The 19,125-nt window shown below is 44.7% G+C and carries 14 protein-coding genes; 3 read left to right on the top strand and 11 right to left on the bottom strand.

Going from position 1 to position 19,125, the window contains the following annotated elements; translation table 11 throughout:
* The first annotated feature begins 46 nt into the window (after nucleotides 1-46).
* Entirely contained in the window at nucleotides 47-1,228 is a 1,182-nt protein-coding gene (locus tag QWZ05_RS01850) for an MFS transporter (protein ID WP_290296176.1), read from the top strand.
* Nucleotides 1,229-1,330: 102 nt separating this feature from the next.
* On the opposite strand, the gene katG is transcribed toward QWZ05_RS01850, so the two are convergent.
* The 8 genes from katG to QWZ05_RS01810 form a co-directional block, all read right to left on the bottom strand.
* Nucleotides 1,331-3,511 carry a catalase/peroxidase HPI gene (katG, locus tag QWZ05_RS01845; protein WP_290296174.1) on the bottom strand — a complete coding sequence of 727 codons (2,181 nt, stop codon included), beginning with the start codon at nucleotides 3,509-3,511 and terminating at the stop codon, nucleotides 1,331-1,333.
* A gap of 171 nt (nucleotides 3,512-3,682) precedes the next feature.
* Nucleotides 3,683-4,336, bottom strand: coding sequence for an oxygen-insensitive NAD(P)H nitroreductase (gene nfsB, locus QWZ05_RS01840; RefSeq protein ID WP_264875571.1), 654 nt, complete (start codon nucleotides 4,334-4,336; stop codon nucleotides 3,683-3,685).
* A gap of 124 nt (nucleotides 4,337-4,460) precedes the next feature.
* Nucleotides 4,461-7,559, bottom strand: coding sequence for an efflux RND transporter permease subunit (locus tag QWZ05_RS01835; protein ID WP_264875572.1), 3,099 nt, complete (start codon nucleotides 7,557-7,559; stop codon nucleotides 4,461-4,463).
* Nucleotides 7,560-7,561: 2 nt separating this feature from the next.
* On the bottom strand, nucleotides 7,562-8,623 hold the full coding sequence (locus QWZ05_RS01830) for an efflux RND transporter periplasmic adaptor subunit (RefSeq protein ID WP_290296171.1): 1,062 nt from the start codon (nucleotides 8,621-8,623) through the stop codon (nucleotides 7,562-7,564).
* A gap of 165 nt (nucleotides 8,624-8,788) precedes the next feature.
* Complete coding sequence (locus tag QWZ05_RS01825; RefSeq protein WP_290296169.1) at nucleotides 8,789-9,175, bottom strand: hypothetical protein; 387 nt, start codon at nucleotides 9,173-9,175, stop codon at nucleotides 8,789-8,791.
* Nucleotides 9,176-9,320: 145 nt separating this feature from the next.
* Nucleotides 9,321-10,808, bottom strand: coding sequence for an EAL domain-containing protein (locus QWZ05_RS01820; RefSeq protein ID WP_290296167.1), 1,488 nt, complete (start codon nucleotides 10,806-10,808; stop codon nucleotides 9,321-9,323).
* A gap of 214 nt (nucleotides 10,809-11,022) precedes the next feature.
* Nucleotides 11,023-11,595, bottom strand: coding sequence for a lipid-binding SYLF domain-containing protein (locus tag QWZ05_RS01815; protein WP_264875576.1), 573 nt, complete (start codon nucleotides 11,593-11,595; stop codon nucleotides 11,023-11,025).
* Between the two features lie 117 nt (nucleotides 11,596-11,712).
* A complete protein-coding gene (locus QWZ05_RS01810) occupies nucleotides 11,713-13,707 on the bottom strand; it encodes a peptidase U32 family protein (RefSeq protein ID WP_290296165.1) in 1,995 nt (664 codons plus the stop codon).
* Nucleotides 13,708-13,966: 259 nt separating this feature from the next.
* Between QWZ05_RS01810 and QWZ05_RS01805 the strand changes: the two genes are divergently transcribed.
* Complete coding sequence (locus QWZ05_RS01805; RefSeq protein WP_264875578.1) at nucleotides 13,967-16,255, top strand: glycoside hydrolase family 9 protein; 2,289 nt, start codon at nucleotides 13,967-13,969, stop codon at nucleotides 16,253-16,255.
* Nucleotides 16,256-16,426: 171 nt separating this feature from the next.
* Here the strand turns inward: QWZ05_RS01805 and QWZ05_RS01800 are convergent, their stop codons facing one another.
* Together QWZ05_RS01800 and QWZ05_RS01795 are read right to left on the bottom strand one after the other, a co-directional pair.
* The gene (locus tag QWZ05_RS01800) at nucleotides 16,427-16,975 is read right to left on the bottom strand and encodes a carboxymuconolactone decarboxylase family protein (protein ID WP_290296162.1); all 549 of its coding nucleotides are present in this window, start codon (nucleotides 16,973-16,975) and stop codon (nucleotides 16,427-16,429) included.
* A 70-nt stretch (nucleotides 16,976-17,045) separates the two neighbouring features.
* Complete coding sequence (locus tag QWZ05_RS01795) at nucleotides 17,046-17,288, bottom strand: DUF2798 domain-containing protein (RefSeq protein WP_264875580.1); 243 nt, start codon at nucleotides 17,286-17,288, stop codon at nucleotides 17,046-17,048.
* Nucleotides 17,289-17,426: 138 nt separating this feature from the next.
* Here QWZ05_RS01795 and QWZ05_RS01790 point away from each other — a divergent pair, with 138 nt between their 5' ends.
* Nucleotides 17,427-18,347, top strand: a complete 921-nt coding sequence (locus tag QWZ05_RS01790; protein WP_290296160.1) for a LysR family transcriptional regulator — start codon at nucleotides 17,427-17,429, stop codon at nucleotides 18,345-18,347.
* A 75-nt stretch (nucleotides 18,348-18,422) separates the two neighbouring features.
* Here the strand turns inward: QWZ05_RS01790 and QWZ05_RS01785 are convergent, their stop codons facing one another.
* Nucleotides 18,423-18,944, bottom strand: a complete 522-nt coding sequence (locus tag QWZ05_RS01785) for a DoxX family protein (RefSeq protein ID WP_290296157.1) — start codon at nucleotides 18,942-18,944, stop codon at nucleotides 18,423-18,425.
* Between the last annotated feature and the right edge of the window lie 181 nt (nucleotides 18,945-19,125).

The raw sequence follows: 19,125 nt of genomic DNA, 5'->3' as shown, positions 1-19,125 counted from the left end.
TTTTTCAACATAATGCCTCCCATCGAAACACTCACGAGATAACATTATGCCTTTAGCACTTTTTGCTCTTACGCTCAGCGCGTTTGCCATCGGCACCACTGAGTTTGTTATTGTTGGTTTAATCCCGACAATGGCAGCAGATTTAAACGTATCACTTCCATCCGCTGGTTTGCTCGTTAGCTTATACGCTCTTGGCGTGGCGATTGGCGCACCAGTATTGACCGCACTTACAGGTAACTGGCCAAGAAAGAAAGTATTGCTTTCAGTAATGTCTCTCTTTGTCATTGGTAACGTTCTGGCGTGGCAAGCACCCAACTACACCACTCTTATTACTGCACGTATTTTGACGGGTCTTGCACACGGTGTCTTTTTCTCTATAGGCTCGACTATCGCGACGGGACTGGTCTCTAGAGACAAAGCAGCAAGTGCGATTGCAATCATGTTTACAGGTCTGACCGTTGCCCTTGTAACGGGTGTGCCACTAGGAACTTATATTGGTCAGTCTCTCGGATGGCAATCAACCTTTTTGGTCGTAGCAGTACTCGGTCTTATTGCCCTAATTGGTAGTGCTTTGTTGGTTCCTAGCAACCTAAAGCAGCCACCAGCCGCAAAACTATCGGCGCAACTTAAAGTGCTTACTCAACCAAGACTGCTTCTTGTTTATGCGATTACCGCACTGGGTTACGGTGGTACATTCACAGCGTTTACCTACTTAGCACCGATCCTTGAAGAAGTGTCTGGCTTTGAATCTAGCGCGATTGGTTTGATCATGTTGGTTTACGGTGTCTCAGTTGCGATTGGTAATATCTGGGGTGGTAAGCTGGCTGATAAAGCGGGACCAATTAAAGCTCTAACGGTTATTTTCGCGTTCCTTGCTTTAATACTATTTGTATTCACATTCACGGCTGGCCATAAGATTACAGCGGTTATGACGATTCTAATCTGGGGTGCATTTTCGTTTGGTAACGTTCCTGGATTGCAAGTCTACGTCGTAAAACTGGCGGAAAAGTATGCACCAGATGCGGTTGATGTTGCTTCAGGACTTAACATTGCAGCGTTCAACGTGGGTATTGCTCTTGGCTCTTGGGGTGGCGGTGTTATCGTTGCTGAAACTGGCTTGATGAACACACCTTGGGTTGGCGGTATTGTGGTGGTATTTGCACTGCTGTTAACACGCTTCAGTGGGGCGCTTGATAAGAAGAGCGCGAAACAAGCAGAACTAGCTTAGCGCTGTTTTACTTAAAATTACTTTGCTTAACACAATAGAGGTGGCTTGACTGTTTAACTCAGTGAGGCCACCTCTTTTGGTATTTCTAACTCTGATTATCCATTAACGGTGTAAATCAAATCTATCTGCATCCATGACTTTATGCCATGCCGCGATAAAGTCATCCACGAACTTACGCTTGTTATCTTCTTGTGCATACACTTCTGCATAACTGCGCAATACTGAGTTCGAGCCGAAGACTAAATCAACTCTCGATGCATGGTATTTCACCTTTCCTGTTGAGCGTTCGATGATGTCATACTCGTGGGCATTTACCGGTTGCCACGCATACTTCATATCGGTCAAGTTAACAAAGAAGTCGTTGGTTAAATGGCCAATATTGTCAGTAAACACGCCATGAACTCGACCAGAGTGGTTAGCACCAAGTACTCGCATACCACCCACAAGAACGGTCATCTCCACCGCAGTCAAGTTCATTAGTTGTGCTCTATCGAGTAACATTTCCTCTTCACTCACAACGTAATCTGCTTTAACCCAGTTTCTAAAGCCATCATGTAATGGCTCTAACACATCAAAAGACTCTTTATCTGTCATCTCTTCTAATGCATCACCTCGGCCCTGCTCAAATGGCACGGTAACATCATAGCCAGCCAGTTTGGCTGCATTTTCTACCCCGACACCACCGCCTAATACAATCAGGTCAGCAATGCTCATTGCCGTGCCTGTTGCTTGCTTAATCGATTCTAATGCTGCCAAAACCTTGTTCAATCGCTCTGACTCATTGCCCTGCCATTGATTTTGGGGGGCGAAACGAATGCGTGCTCCATTAGCACCACCACGTCGGTCAGAGTTTCGGTAGGTTCTTGCACTATCCCAAGCCGTGGTGATGAGCTCCGCGTCAGAGAGGCCGGACTCTCTGATTTTCTCTTTTAATTCCGCTATCGCATCATCTGTCAAGCGACACTCCGCAGATGGCACTGGATCTTGCCAAATAAGCTCTTCTTGAGGGATTTCTGGCCCTAGATAACGTGCCGTTGGGCCTAAATCACGGTGTGTAAGCTTGAACCAAGCTCGAGCAAAGATTTCTGAGAAGTAGTCTGGGTCTTTGTAAAACTTATCTGCAATTTTTCGGAACTCTGGGTCAAACTTCAGTGCCATATCCGCATCAGTCATTACAGGGTTGTGACGAATAGAACTGTCTTCGACATCCACGGGTTTGTCTTTTTCTTCTATGTTCACTGGCTCCCACTGCCACGCACCTGCCGGGCTCTTAGTCGTCCACCAGTCATAGTTTAATAGCAGCTCAAAATACCCGTTGTCCCACTGGGTTGGGTTGGTTGTCCACGCACCTTCCAAGCCACTTGTGACAGTGTCACGACCAACACCGCGTTTGCTCTTGTTTAGCCAGCCTAAACCTTGGTCTTCGACCTCTGCAGCTTCAGGCTCTGGACCTAATAGCCCTGCATCACCGTTACCATGACATTTACCTACGGTATGGCCGCCAGCAGTTAACGCAACGGTTTCCTCATCGTTCATGGCCATACGCTGGAAAGTCGCTCTCATATCACGGGCTGTTTTGATAGGATCTGGTTTACCGTCTACCCCTTCTGGGTTGACGTAAATCAGACCCATCATCACTGCGGCAAGCGGATTTGCTAAGTCACGCTCTCCAGAATAACGTGTTCCTTCACCGCCACTAGGCGCCAACCACTCTTGTTCTGAGCCCCAATAAATATCTTTTTCAGGATGCCAAATGTCTTCACGACCACCAGCAAAGCCAAAGGTTTTAAGTCCCATGGATTCATAGGCGACGTTACCAGCTAAGATCATCAGATCAGCCCATGAGATACCATTGCCATATTTCTGCTTAATAGGCCAAAGCAAGCGACGCGCTTTATCAAGGTTGCCATTATCTGGCCAGCTATTGAGTGGCGCAAATCGTTGATTGCCTCGACTCGACCCACCACGACCATCCGCAATTCTATATGTACCTGCAGAGTGCCAAGCCATACGGATCATCAAACCACCATAATGACCCCAGTCGGCTGGCCACCACTCTTGACTTGATGTCATAAGGTCGGTTAAGTCTTGCTTGAGAGCAGAGTAGTTTAATGAGTTAAACGCAGAAGCATAATCAAAGTCTCCTCCCATAGGGTCGGTCTTTGTATCATGTTGATGAAGAATGTCTAAATTGAGAGATTTAGGCCACCAGTCAAATTCAGTTCTATCACTAGTGGTATGTGCACCGTGTGCGATGGGACATTTTGATTGTTTATCGGTCATGGTTGTCACCCTTATTTAAACTGACACATTCAGTCTAGACAACCAATTAAAAAAACCATGTGGATTTCGTCTCGATTTTGTACGAAATAGTATGAAATCAATGATTTTACAAATAAAAAAATACCCTGACATCGAATGGCAGGGTATTTTATAAAGTATAATTTTAGCTAACTAGCACTCGGTAAATACCTGCTCTTCTGCCCAACGTGCTTTTGGTAGTTTTGCATTAAAGTCATCTTCAGAACGGTGGCCAAGTGCCACGATAACAACCGACGTCAAACCTTGTTCTTTAAGCCCAAATTCAGCATCGAGCTTTTCAGCGTCAAAGCCTTCGATTGGTACAGCATCCAGACCAAGAGTCTTGGCGCCCAATAGAAGTGTTCCCACATTGAGATAAACCTGCTTTTGCATCCAATGCTCGGCATCATTTAGGGTTTCACGATGGAGGCCGACAAAGAACTTACGCCCTGCATTGACGGTATTTTTCACCTCTTCTGATGGATAACGACCAGCTTGATCTTCAAGATCAGCTAATGCTGTTAGATAGTCATCATCGATAGAGGTTTTTGCGCAAAACACCACAACGTGGGAAGCATTTTTTACCTTAGTATCGTTAAATGCAAAACCGTCTTGAGTGCCTTTCGATACTCGCGCCTTGCCCTCTTCAGTTCCTGCAATGATGAAGTGCCACGGCTGAGAGTTTACACTGGAAGCACTATGACGAATTAGCTCTTTTACCGCTGTGACTTGCTCGTCGGTCAGCTTCTTTGAGCTATCAAATGCTTTGGTTGAATAACGTGATTTCGCTGCATCAACAATTTGCACGAGCCTTCTCCTTAGTTCATCTATAAATCATGTAATCATGCCCTGCTCGAGCATTAGAAGCTCACTCTACCTCGACTCAAGTGCGAGATAAAGTGAGGCTACTAAAAATCCAATCTCAATAACACTATGACTCCGCATGCTGAGCAAGCAAGTCGTTCACTTGGCTTACCCGTGCCTCTGGCGAACGGCTAAAGCCACCAATCCACAAATAAAGGCTTGGAATGACATACAAGGTCACAACGGTTGTAAGTAACATGCCACTAAAAATAACGACACCGACCGCAAAGCGTGTTTCTGAACCTGCACCAGTCGCAATTAACATCGGAATCGAGCCAAGCAGCGTTGTCATTGCGGTCATGACAATTGGGCGTAAACGTTGCTCCGCAGCATTCATGATCGCTTGTTTTACACTTTGACCTTGGTCGCGTAGCTGGTTAGCAAACTCAACGATAAGAATACCGTTTTTTGTCGCCATACCAATTAACATCAACATACCTAGTTGGGAATATAAGTTAAAACTATCACCCGCAATTAGTATCCCCACTAAACCGCCTAACAGACCAATAGGTACTGTGAGCATTACGATGGTTGGGCTGACAAAACTTTCAAACTGAGCTGCTAAAACTAAGTATGAGACAAACAAAGCAAGAACAAAGATGAGCCAAACTTCACGCTGATTATCATAGTAGTCTTTTGACTCTCCGGCATAATCGTAGGTATACCCTGGCGGCAACATAGGTTGCACTGTCTCTTCTAAAAAGCTCAATGCTTCCCCAAGTGTCACCCCTTCAACCAGGTTAGCCTTTAAGTTGATAGATTTTTTGCGTTGATAGTGGAACAAGCCGCGAGCTGAGGCCACATCGTTGACCGATACCAAGGTATCGAGCGAGATCAGCGCGCCATTCGTTGAGCGCAGGTAGACCTTGCTTAGATCTGCTGCTGAGTTAAAGTGCTCTTCGTTGGCTTTCAAATATACATCATATTCTTCGCCCGCTTCTTCGAAACGGGTTTCTGTCGCTCCGCCAAGTAGCACTTCAAGCGTTGAAGCAATATCATTGACGCTAACACCAAGATCACGCGCCACTTCTCGATTGACTGTTAGCAGCATTTCGGGCGTTGTCGGGTTGTAATCCAGCTTCGCGCCATCCATCTTGCCACTGGCTTCTGCTAGCTGTTCGAGCTCCTTGGCGATTTCATAGATCACATCATAATCTTCACCCTGCAGAACAAACTGAACAGGCTCTCCCATTCCACCACCAAAACCCGGTTGGTATGGGAAGACTTGAACATCGGTGACATCGCGAGTGAGCTCTTTAATCAAGTTCACCACTTCTGTGGCGTTCATGTCTCGGTCATCCCAATGCTTGAGACGAATAATGAAAAAGCCTTGGTGATCCGCCCATGTGCCAAAAGCAGGCGTTGAGTAGTTCAAAGATGCCACTGGCCCTTCTTCATTAGCCAATGGCATTAAGCGCTCGTTGATTTGTTCCATGCTACGAACCATACGTTCATAGCTGGTCGCCTCGATACCACCGACATAAACATTGACCGCACCACGGTCTTCAACGGGTGCAAATGCACGCTGTTGAGCACCGTAAGCAAAATAAAGCCCGACTGAACACAGTGCCAAAACAAACAACGAGAATGTGCGCCATTTCAGTACGCCCTCAAGCGTATGACGATAGCCCACTTGTGTTTTGCTAACACCTCGGTCGACCCACTGGCAAACTTTACTCGGAGCTTCCAGCTCTTTTCTAAACAAGCGCTCACTGAGCACTGGCCCTAACGTTAACGCGGCAATCGATGAGAATCCAACGGCAGCAGAGAGTATCACTGCAAACTCAGCAAACATGTTACCCAACTTTCCTTCCAGGAAGATCAAAGGCAAAAACGTCATGATCAAAACTAATGTAGTCGCGATAACAGCAAAGTTGAGCTCTTTTGTCCCTTTGAAAGCTGCGACCATGGCAGGCAGTCCATTGCGTCTGTGTCGAACAATGTTTTCTACCACAACAATCGCGTCATCAACCACCAAACCAATGGCAAGGATCAGCGCCATCAAGGTCACAAGGTTGATAGAGTAGCCACACAGATAAGCGACCGAGAACGCAGAAATAAGAGAGACTGGCACTGTAATAGCGGGAACAATGGTGGTGGATAAACGCCCCAAAAACAGATAGAGCACTGAGATAACCAATACAGCAGTAATCGCCAGCGTTATGTAAACCTCTTTGATCGCCTCTCGAATAAATACCGTACTGTCATAGTCGACTTGTAACTCTACCCCTTCAGGTAAGAAATGTTTTAATGACTCGAGTTCGTTATACACCGCCTCAGAGACCGTTAAAGGATTAGCCTGAGACATCGCAACAATACCTAAGCCCATACTATCAACGTTATTGGCTTTAAAGGTCGTCGTTTCTTTCTTTGCTCCCACGTAGACATTCGCAATGTCTTTAAGCAGTACAGATTCACCGTCTTTTTCAACGATCTGTAGCTGTTCAAAATCAGTAACTTTTTGATATAAACGTTCAAGCCTTACTACAACGTTAAGTGACTCGTTACGTACGTATCCCGCTGGTAATTGGAGGTTTTCCGCTCGCAATGCACGAGTGACATCGGTGGTTGTTAACTCCCTTGCAGCCAGCTCAATTGGGTCAATTTCCACATAAAGAACGCGCTCAATGACACCGGATGTGTTTATGGAGCTAACGCCCGGAAGAAGGCTCAGTCTTTCGATTAAGATCCTTTGTGCATAATCACTCAATTCTATGCGATCGTGCTTGGTACTCGTCAGGTTGAGCCACATGAATGGGTCCCCCTCACTGCTGTTCTTGCGCACGATAGGTTCATCGACATCATCAGGCAGACGACCGCGGGCACGGCCTACGGCATCACGCACATCACTAACTGCCTGAATCATGTCATAACCAGGCTTGAAGGTAATGTTTACGCCGGACCAACCATCCCAAGATGAAGACCAGATATAGTCGATACCATCAATGCCGCTGAGCTGATCTTCAATGGGCTTTGTGATTTGACTTTCTACAATCGATGATGCACTGCCGCGATACGGTGTACCGACCGATACAACACTACTTTCAACATCTGGCATCTCACGAACCGCCAGCATGCTTGCACCCACCAAACCAAACACAATAAATAAGATATTGAGAACGATCGCCGACGTTGGGCGATACATAGCGAAATCAGACAACTTCATTGTTATCGCTCACCTTGCGTTACTTGCGCATCGAGGGTTTCAATGATTTCAATCTCAGCGCCATCTCTTAGTTTAACAGTACCGCGATAGACAATCTCTTCGCCAAGATCCAACCCCGAAATGACTTGTACTTGTTCACCCGTTCGTTCACCCAGCGTCACTGGTCGCTGTTCAACCGTATTATCGTGAACCACGTACACGTAACGTTGATGACCACGATAGACAACAGATTGCAGCGGAATCGTGATTTCAACTTCAGAAGGTAACGTCAGCTCGCCCATGACTAAACTGCCTGGGGTTAGACCTAACTCATCATTATCAATAAGGAATTGCGCTTGAATACTTTGAGTCTGGTTACTCACGCGTCCATCTAAACTCTTGAGCGTTGCCTTAACACGAGTACTGTCTTCGACACTTGAGAGGTAGGTTGATTGACCGATAGCGAGTTGACGTAGATAAGGTGCAGGAATCGCGACATTTAGACGCAATTGGCGAGGGTCATCAAGAGTAGTTAAAACCGTATCGCTCTCTACGTTTTGGCCAATACTGACATCAACAAGGCCAAGCTGCCCAGTGAATGGCGCTGTTACTTGCTTGTCTTCTAGGTTTGCCTTGGCGATATCAAGTTCAGCTTGTTGCATTTCAACATTGGCAAGCGCCGCATCAACATCCGCCTGTGTCACCGCACCGTTTGGCAACAAGCGCAGTAAATTATTATATTGTCGCTCAATCTCTTTAAGGTTCGCTTGCTCTCTGTTGACTGCCGCCTGTTGGTGGCGATCATCGAGTGCAAACAGAAGTTGTCCTTGAGAAACCTTTTGACCAGACTGGACTAACACTTGGGTAATTCTGCCCTTGTCTTCTGGTTGAATCTCAATAGATTGATGAGCGAAGGTATTGCCGAGCATATGAACACTGCGTTGCAGAGTCTGTTGCTGGCTAAATGTGGTGTCTACTGTTAAGGCAGAGGACACTGCGGGTTCTTCTTTTTCAGAAGTGTGAAGTGAGAATGCGGTGAAGCCTGCTAAGGTAATCACACCGACAATAAGCGCATATTTTTTCATTGCTAGCGAAAACGGTTACAAGAGACAGAAAATAATGCGTCATTTTACTTGGTGTTGATCGCTCAAGATCGCACAGGCTTCAAAGTATCGGAATTTATTATCAAGAATAGTGCTTAAATAATGCTACAGAATGTGAATGCGCTATTTTGACACAATACTCGTATACTAGAAGTACACTCGTAATCCTGCTCTAGCTTCCCAATCAAAATCCATCTCATCGAGATAGAAACTAGGACCAAAATCAATATAGAAACCTACTGGATTGGCATTAATTTCTACACCAACACCCGGCGTAAGTGCAATCGAGTATTTGTCACGGTCAACATAGTGCCCACCCGCATACACATAGAAAGGTGTATCACTAATTCCAAAGACTTTATTGACCCCAACACCAAAATTGTCGTCAAGACTGACGTTCATTCTTAACGAGTTGTGTTTTAACTCAAGCCCCAAGTAAGGGTTACCAACCATGACGCCTACGCCAGTTTTGGAGAAAGCTGGAGAGATAAATAGAGCACTTATTATGAGTGCGAAACATGATATGAAGCGCATGAAAATCCTGAAATAAATGGAAAACGCGCAAACTACCAGATTTAGCGACAAGTAAAATGGCAATATAGTGAGTTTGACCAAACCCTCACATTGCCGCTCACAGACTACACAACCCCTGTCTTATCACGTACATAAATCAATGTATTTAAAGAATTTCTCTTAACTGGGTTAAATTGAGAGGCTTATAAAAATGATACCCTTGAAGATATTGGACACTGGCAGTATCCAAATAGCTAACTTGCTCGTAAGTCTCAACGCCCTCTGCGACTAGATCAACCCCTAGGCGGTGCCCAAGCTCAATAATGGTTTGCAAAACCGGGGTATTCACGGAATCAACCCCAATGGTATCAATAAAGCACTTGTCTATCTTCAACACATCGAAACTGGTTTTCTGTAGAACAGACAACGCTGTGTGCCCTGTACCGAAATCATCGATAGAGATTTTGATTCCAAACCCGCGTAATGTAGTCAGCGCATTGCGTGCATCGTCATCGAGCAATTGTCGCTCTGTCACCTCAACGCAGAGCGTAACGCCCAGTGCGTCAAGAGAACGATGCGTATCACGTAGATGTTCTATGTGTTTTGCATGATGTAAATACTGTGGTGGTATATTCACGCCGACATAAGATACTTTGACGTCATCCATTCCACATAAATCACGATAAACGCGGTCTAACACATAACTGGTTAGTTTATTGATTAGGCCATAATCTTCAGCAAGGGGAATAAACACATTCGGCCCAATCAGACCCATACTAGGATGTTCCCAGCGAGCAAGGGCTTCTAAGGCAACCACTGACTTGTTTTCACTATCCACAACAGGTTGATACATCAAAAATAGTTCATCTCTGTCCAAGCCGCGCCTGAGGTCTTCAACAAGAGAGTCCCCCTTGAGGAAGTAACGTCTAAAAGCTACGAATGCAGTAGACAACAACAACGACACGATGATGCCTTGTAAGACAACATAACTAATCATGTGTTCTAAATAAGACTGTTTGGCTTCCACAATGATCTCGTAGCCATAGTGATTGGACTTAGCGCTAACATGGTGCTTATCAGAAGAGAAATCATCATACTGGGGGAAGGTTTGTGTCCCCACTCGAAACCTTAATGCACCAACCCTATCGCTGATTTGCTTACCAATATTGGTTTGTAGATATTCCCGGTCAATCATCGAAAATACACCTGAGAATGGATCTCTATCGTCAACCGTAGCGACAATGAGTGTTCGCTTTGAGGGGTCCCCAGCTCGATTATATAAGTACTCCCCTGTTTTGATGCCTTTGTCTCCAAGTAAATGACGAATATCCGCTTTAGCACTTCCTAGGCGAGAACTACAAACCACGATACCGTTTTTTACAAAGAACATCTCGCGATAGGTACTGTCAAAAAACAGTTCGTCTTTAAAGTTCTCACAATCAAAGTTGGCATCTTTTACTTGGCCATGCTCAAAGTAAAGCTCCTCAATAATGCTATCAACGCGTCGAATAAAGCTCGTCGAGTACTGGTCTAACGAATCTGTCACACGTCCGATAGCAACAGCCACGGCCGCTGGGATAATAATAAGGAGAGGAAAGATAAGAATGACGATCAAAGACTTGAGTTCTAACGTGAATTGTTTGTTTAAGTTCATAGTCTTCAAACACCGATATCGTTTCGTATAGCATGGGTAAAACGCTATTGTCCTATAATGACAATAATATAAAAAGCGGCAAGCGCTTATTTTTCAATGTTTTAACAAAGTTAAGACAGGAGTAAAACTAGGTCTATCGATTAATTTTTAGTTTAGCACTAAGTTTATACTTAAGTGATAGAAGAAAGGCCTCTGTCGAGGCCTTTGTATTCATTTATTCTTTGTTTTCAATCACATCGTCAGTGAAGTCCGTCATCCAGAATTTATAACCTTGAACTGTCGCTTGTGCTGCTGCCCCCCAAAGTGCCGTTTGGTATATTTTCACGCCTTCGACATCATAGGATGTATTCGCTGCCGCTTGTCCACCTTCACCATCGGCTTGTGCGGTGGCATCAGCTTTCGCCCCTGCGTCCCACCCGGTTTCTTCAAAACGCTTCATCGCTTCGGCATCATGATAAGCATAAACAAAAGCAACTTTTTTAAATCCAATACCAACCCCTGCGCCAAGAGAAGCAAATCGGTAATAGTCGATGCTCCCGCCTTTGTGATACGTACAAATACCACCACCAGAAGCCGCCGCAAAGAGGTAGCTATCTGAACCCGTGCACACTAGATAAGACAACGCTCCTGACACCGCACTTTTCGCACTATCATGCTCAGCATAAATCTCTTCCAGTGCTGATTGCGTTTCTGCACGAGCATTCTTCTTTTTTGCTTCTGGAGTATCGCCCGTTGCACAGCCTGCGACCGCAACAACCACACCTAACGCCAACAACGTTTTCTTCATGCTCCCTCCTTGGGAAATGTGATTAGACTCAATAAGATACTAGTACATCTATTAGGGAGTACTAATTATTCACTGAAGAAACAAGTCCCCTCATACTGCGCAGTGATAAACCGTACTTTAAGCGACACCTTTTTTGTATTGCTGGTTAGTCGTATTAATCACGACTTCTCGAACCGTATCAGGATCGCTTTGTCCACTGATTAGCTTGGAAAACAAAGTAATCAACTCTTCATCACTCACTGTCACTTCGGTCTGCGTTTTGATCGTTCGTATATCAATGGTGAAATGAGTAAACGTCTCTTTAAGGTCACCTAAAACCTCAAGGTTGAGTACATTTTTATCACTGTATAAGCTATTAAAACTGCCTGCTTTTTTATCGATAATGTATGGGTTGTCTTTAAGGTTGAGTATCGATGCATGCTTTGAGCAACGTTTCATGCAGCCACGATTCATGCGTTGTTTCTTACATCCGACACTCTGAATGAACAAACATTGGCGACTGGTGAGTAACGTCAACGGTTGATAAATCGTGTAGTGAAGTTCAAAACCCTCTGGACGATAGAGACGCTTTATCTGCTTTTCATTCAGTTCGGAAGAGACATACGCTCCAGTGCCATGAAGTTCTTCATCGATACACTTAAATGCGAAAGAATTAGACAGGTTCAGTTGCGGGCCTGCGATCCATTCAAGTTTTAGTGTCTTAGCAAGTTCAGCAACGCCTAGATTATTGGTCACAATCTTTCTCGGTTGAATCGTTTCTAAAATCTGACGAGCCGCTTCAAAGTGAGCACCAATCAATACTGCCGGAAACAGAGGGATTAACGACGAGTTAGACTGCAAGCACTCAATCGTTTCATCGACAAACTCTGCCAGTGCGTCAGGTAACTGATACATAAACTCGACATCAGTAAACTGGTTAATCAACGAAAGTTGCTGTTTATCAGAAAGCAAGACTGACAATCTTGGTGGTTGACTTGAGAATTGATCATCACATTTTGATGGCATACTAAAACCATCAACCTCTATCGCACCTTTTAAGCTGCGTTTGCTTTTGGCTTCTATGTGCATCTGCGAAGTAGCCTCTTCAACCGACTCAATGATTTCCGTCTTTTTGTCATAGAGAGCTTGTTTGATCGATTTAATCTCTAATGGTGTTTTAGCATTGGCTTTTTGACTGAAGTGGGTTGGTGCGAAATCGCGCGGATTATCAATATACATATCTCGGTGGATATCACCTTGAAGGTATCCATTGGTAAAATCGCGGTTAAAGACTGTATATAGCGCTTCAGTATCGTCTGATAGAGTGACATTGTCACATAAGCGATCGATTTGCTTTCGCCAGCTATCCACAACAGTATGCACGTAGTGCGATTTCTTGATTCGACCTTCGACCTTCAATGAATAAACGCCCGCTTTAGCCAGTGCTTCTAGATCACTAAATGCTGAGTTGTCTTTCATGTTTAATGGGTAATCTTTGCCCATCTCGGTTTGCTGATACTGCTCACGACACGGCTGGCTGCATCGACCTCGGTTACCCGAAGCACCATTACGTGCCGAGCTTATATAACAGAGACCAGAAAAGCCGATACAGTATGAACCATGCACAAACACTTCCATCAACACATTGTGCTGATGACCAAATGCCGCTAGTTGGGTGATTTCTTCAATATTTAATTCACGAGATAGATTCACACGACTTGCACCAAGCTTACCAAGCAAGGCAATTTGACCTTCATTGTGCGTATTCATTTGTGTAGATACGTGCATATCCAAAGCAGGAAAATGATGCTTTAGAATGTATGCCAAGCCGAGATCTTGAACAATAACGCCATCAATACGCGTATCGAGTAATTGCTGTAGTAAACGTACAATAGCTGGAATTTCACTCTCAAGAACAATGATATTCAACGTGAGGAAGATTTTGCAATCGTGTTGATGGGCGAGTTCTAGCACGCTATCAAGCACATCAAGAGTAATATTAGCGGCACGGTTTCGAGCGTTGAAACGATCAAGCCCACAATAGATAGCATCTGCACCTGCAGCGATGGCTGCCTTTATCGATTCGAGATCACCACCTGGTGCAAGAAGTTCAAATTGCTCTTTGTTGTACACAGTGCCTACCTACTCTTACTTGGAAACGCAAAAAGGCGCTTATTGTAGCGATCTGGCTCACAAATTTCGAGGCGTGATTTCGTTCCATCTCTGCAAATCATTATGAAACTCCACCATGAAATTATTTATATATGATTACATAGTCACGAATTACATTTCATTAGAGTGCTTTAATCACAGTTCAATATTCGTCTAACTATCCGAAGCGCACGCCCGAGTATTACATTAATGTTTTCTAAATAGGGATTAAGGAGAAGACATGAGTAAAGGCAACATGCGTTTATTTATGGTTGCGGGGGCACTGATTTCAAGTGGTTCGGTTTACGCCGATGAGATGATTCGCAACGGGCAATTTAACGGGATTGATGGTTGGTGGACTGCTGGCGCGCAAGTAGCGACAGATAACAATCAAGCATGTATGAACATCACGAACCCAGGTAGTGACCCGTGGAGCGTGATTCTTGGACACGGTGGGGTTGGTCTTGCCGAAGGTGAAAGCTATACTATTTCCTTCAATGCCTATGCGGATGTCGTAACTCAAGTCAAAACCCTCATCCAGCATGAAGGCCCTCCTTATACCCACTACTTCGTTAATGACACAAAAATTGGCACTGAGAAAAAACACTACAGCTTTGAGTTCAAGCAAGACAAACCCAGTGATGCTGGCGGTGAGTTCCAATTTCAGATGGGTGCACAAAAACCCGCAACGGTCTGTATTAGCGACATGTCGATTCAAGGCAAACCTTACGTAGAAATCGTCGAGAACTCTCCGATTCGACACAACCAAATAGGCTTTTTACCCAAAGCCGATAAATTTATCTTTATCGCTTCTGACTCAGAACAACCTCTTAGATGGACACTCAGCAACGCACAAGGCATCAACATTGACATGGGGCGCACTGAGCCCTTTGGAGAAAACAGTGCTTCAGGAGAGCAGTTGCATCGCATTAATCTAAGTCACTACACTTCTGAAATGAGTGGGCTTACTGTTGCGATTGAGGATGACAAAGGATTTCCGTTTGATATCTCAAGCAACGTGTATTCGCGACTAAAATACGATGCTCTATCCTACTTTTATCAAAACCGTAGTGGTATTGAAATTAAGCCTGAATTCGTCCAAAGACCCGATCTTGCAAGACCTGCCGGTCACCCGAATGATGTAGTCACCTGTTTTGATAAGCAAGATTCATGGGGTAATAATTGGCCTGGATGTGATTTCACTATCGATACGACGGGCGGTTGGTATGATGCCGGAGACCACGGAAAGTATATGGTCAACAGCGGTATTTCAACATGGACCCTGCTTAACCTTTATGAGCGTGGTCTATGGCTCGATAGTGCCAACACGCCATTTACCAGTGGTAATGTCGCGATTCCAGAGAAAGACAACGGCGTAAACCCCTTATTGAGCGAGGCTCGTTGGAATGTTGAGTTTATGCTTGCGATGCAAATTCCTGCTGGTAAGAAAGTCTATGCACCTATCGGGGATCAGTCAGCCGACCAAAAATTGGAATTGACTGAGATTGACGCTTCTGGACTCGCCTTTCACAAAATTGCCGATGAGGCATGGACAGGTATGCCACTGCCGCCACATATGGACACGCAAAAACGCTATGTCGGGCAACCAAGCACCGCGGCAACACTCAACTTAGCTGCAATTGGCGCACAGTGTGCACGTATATGGCGTGATATTGATGCCGACTTTTCTAAACAATGTCTCGAAGCTGCACAAACTGCATGGGATGCTGCGCAGAAACACCCAGAGATCTATGCCTACGATAACTTTACAGGCTCGGGGCCATACAACGATTTAGAACTGGATGATGAAATTTACTGGGCGGCGAGTGAACTGTTTATCACAACCGGCAACGACAAGTATAAACAAGTGGTCGTTGATTCACCGTTATACCTAGATACGCCAAAAGCGAATATCGAAGCCGATGGCGACATTTATTGGCAATATACTGCGCCACTCGGCACGATAAGCCTTGCTGTGGTTGACAATACACTGGGTAAGGATGAAATAGCTAAAGCCCGTCAAGCTATCATTGAAACAGCAAACAACTATACCAAGCAGATCGAAGCCGAAGGCTACCATATCCCATACAGCGTTGAAGAATACCCTTGGGGCTCAAACTCCAATCTGGTCAACCGTAGCGTATTTTTAATCTACGCCAACGACTTTACAGGTGAATTGCAATATCTAAAAGCGGCGGCCAATGCAATGGATTACGTGTTGGGTGCTAACCCGATGAACATTTCCTATGTGACCGGCTACGGCACCAATGCTGCGCAAAGACCGCACCATCGCTTCTGGGCAAAAGCCGCAGATGAAAGCTATCCTGCCCCGGCTCCGGGTGCACTCATTGGTGGTCCAAACTCCGTCAGTTTTAGTGACCCTGTTGCTGCTCCGTTAAAAGGGAGCTGTATCGGACAGACTTGCTATCGCGACAACATCAATGCATGGACACTCAATGAGATCACTATTAACTGGAATGCACCATTGGTATGGGTTGCTAGTGCGTTGGATGAAGGAAAACTGAATTAATAAGTTTAGCGGCGCGGGAGCGAGTTTTATTTGGTCTACCAACGTCGTGCTCGATAACGAAGTATTACTCAGATACGTCGTCAAGTAACCAACCAAACTTACGTTATTTCGCTAATTTAAAATAGCCATATAAAGCGCTTTGTATGGCTATTTTCATAGAGTGCCTGATGGTTATTTAGACCACGCAAACTTCTCGAACACTTTGTCTACAGGTGTATGAGCTACGTGGTTTACGTAATTGCTGATCACTTTTTGAGATAAGCCAAGTATCACTTCCAGCACTTGCTGGTGAGCATAGCCTGCGGCAAAAAATGCGCTGATATCGGCTTCTGATACATTGCCACGCTGACGTACAACAGCAAGAGTGAAGTTTTTAAGTGCCTGCAGCTTTGGTGTTGGCATCGCTTCATCGTTACGCAGTGCTTCTGTTAAAGCAGGGTCTACTTTCATTGAATGTGCAATACCTGTATGAGCAGGAACACAATAGTGACACTCGTGCTCAACATTGATGGTCTGCCAAACCACGGTTAGCTCTTCAGCATCAAACGATGTATTGGTGAATAGTTGATGAATTTGAGTGTATGCTTTCAATGTTTCCGGTGACTCGGCCATAACAGCATAAAGCCCAGGAACCATACCCATCTGCTTCTGAGCACCCTCAAGGATTGCTTTACTCTTCTCTGGTGCTGATTCAACAGTGTGTAGTTTAAATTCGTTCATTTTACTTTCCTATTTATCTGGCTTGATTAGTTATTTGTTCACTAAATTTGATCGTTATTTGACGGTCTGGCTATTTTGCTTCTGGCTCAATAAGCACTTTGGTCACAAATAGGCGAACCGTTGGTGCAACGAGCGCTAAAACGAGTAACGCTGATGGCACCATTTGTGAAACCGCGTTTAGCCATGCATCTAAAAACACCCCATTTGACGGCAGAGTCTTCGCTACCATAATTGCTGGCATGCTTAAGAGCATAGTAGGCAGAACCATAGATACCATTAATGGGTACTGGAACTTACGTGGAAACTTTTTCATGATTAACTCCGTCTGGGTAACTGATGTGGTTATATTACCCCCATCAAAGCACATCAAAAACAGACAGAATTTAAGTTGAATCTTTCAAATATGCATGCTTAACTCTGGTATCTCTCGATTGTTTGTGAGCGAATCAAAATGAAAGCGAAAGACATCTCTAACCTATATCTATTCTGTCAATCTGTAGAGTGTGGAGGCTTTGCCGCAGCGAGCCTTAAAACATATGTATCTGCTCCCACTCTATCAAGAGCAGTCGCAAGCCTTGAAGATAAGCTCGGTGAAAAGCTTGTCCATCGCAATGCGAAACATTTTCAGCTCACCACTGCTGGAGATGAGTACTACCAGCGTTTTGCTTCCCTATTTATGCAGTTGAACGAACAGTGGACACAGCTTTCAAACAGCCAACCAGTACTGACCGGAGAAATCCGTATCTCATGTCCTGAGCCTTTTGCTGATAACTTTTTGCAGAAGATGGCGATTGAATTTATGGAAGTTCATCCGGAAGTGTCGGTCTCAATTCAGTTTAGCGCTGGAACAGAAAGGTTTTTTGATGAGCAAATTGACCTCGCTATCGTGACCAGTCCACCCCATGCAAGCCACCTAATTCAACGGCAACTCTTTGAGTCACCATTGATGATGGCAGCATCACCAGCCTATATAGAGAAACATGGCCAACCGAAGTGCGCTGAAGATCTCGTTAATCATCCACTGCTATCGGGAAACAACCTACCCTATTGGGAGTTAAAAGAGGAAGGAAAGCCGATACGCATACCATATCGTCCAAAGTATTCTGTAAGCAGCTTGCGTTTAAACATCGATGCCACTGTCGAAGGCGCCGGGATCTGCATGATGCCACGCGCGGCGTTTGATAAGCGTGCTGAGCGCGGTGAGCTGATTGAGGTTTTGCCAGAAGTAAAATGCCCAACCGGCAAAGCTTTTTTGGTTTGGGCAGATAGGAAGCTGATTGCAACTCGCGTCGTCGCATTTAGAGATATGATTTTTGAGCGCTTCGGTCAAACGACAGACTTTTTGGCTTCGATAGATTCTCAGCGTGAGTAATGGTTCTTTCGTATAGAAAAATGCCCGATTAGCGACACTAATCGGGCATTCTATGAGGTAAAACTACCATCTATGTTACTTTTGTCGATCACGTGTGTACAACAGCACATTTAGCCATGCTAGCGCTAAAATTACCAAGGTCATTACTGGTGGTTTAGATTGTAGTGGCAAGACTTCAGCAGGTACATTCGGTAATAGATGGACATAAACCGCGACGACCATAATGGCTGTAGTCAGTAAAGTCGAAAGCTGCATAACTCTATCTTTTATTGGAGTTGATAGCATATTGCGTCCAACCATCAACACAAGAAGCAGTAAGCCAGCGAATATTTCACCGAGTTGACCTGCCCAACGAGACAGTGTTGGAAAAGGCAGTTCGCTAAGTGCAATTTGATTCAAAAACATCGTAGTAAACGGGTCGAAGAACTTAACTGTTCCCGCCATCACCATAAATGCGCCCAATAGACCGGTTAATATTTTGTGTACTTTGGTTGAGGCACTATCCGCTTTGTCATAGCCTCTTATCAAGTAAATACCGGTTAGTAGCAACATTGTACCGATAAGTGAAAGCTCAAGAATTAGTTGTGATGTGCTCATAGTAGACCTTCATTTGAGAATAAGAAGTTGATGAAGTCATTATGACCCCTATCTTAAACTTCAAAAATAGACATTGTTGAATCTCATAAATTCAAAAATGAATGCTTAAAGTCAAACGTCTCCCTACCATTCTTTTTTGATACCACCCCTAATTATGTTTTCAATAGACATAAAAAAAGGG

The organism is Vibrio agarivorans (assembly GCF_030409635.1).
In the GTDB taxonomy this organism is placed as follows: Bacteria; Pseudomonadota; Gammaproteobacteria; order Enterobacterales; family Vibrionaceae; genus Vibrio; species Vibrio agarivorans.
Note: the sequence above shows the minus strand (reverse complement) of the source record. Positions and strands in the feature narration are given on the sequence as shown.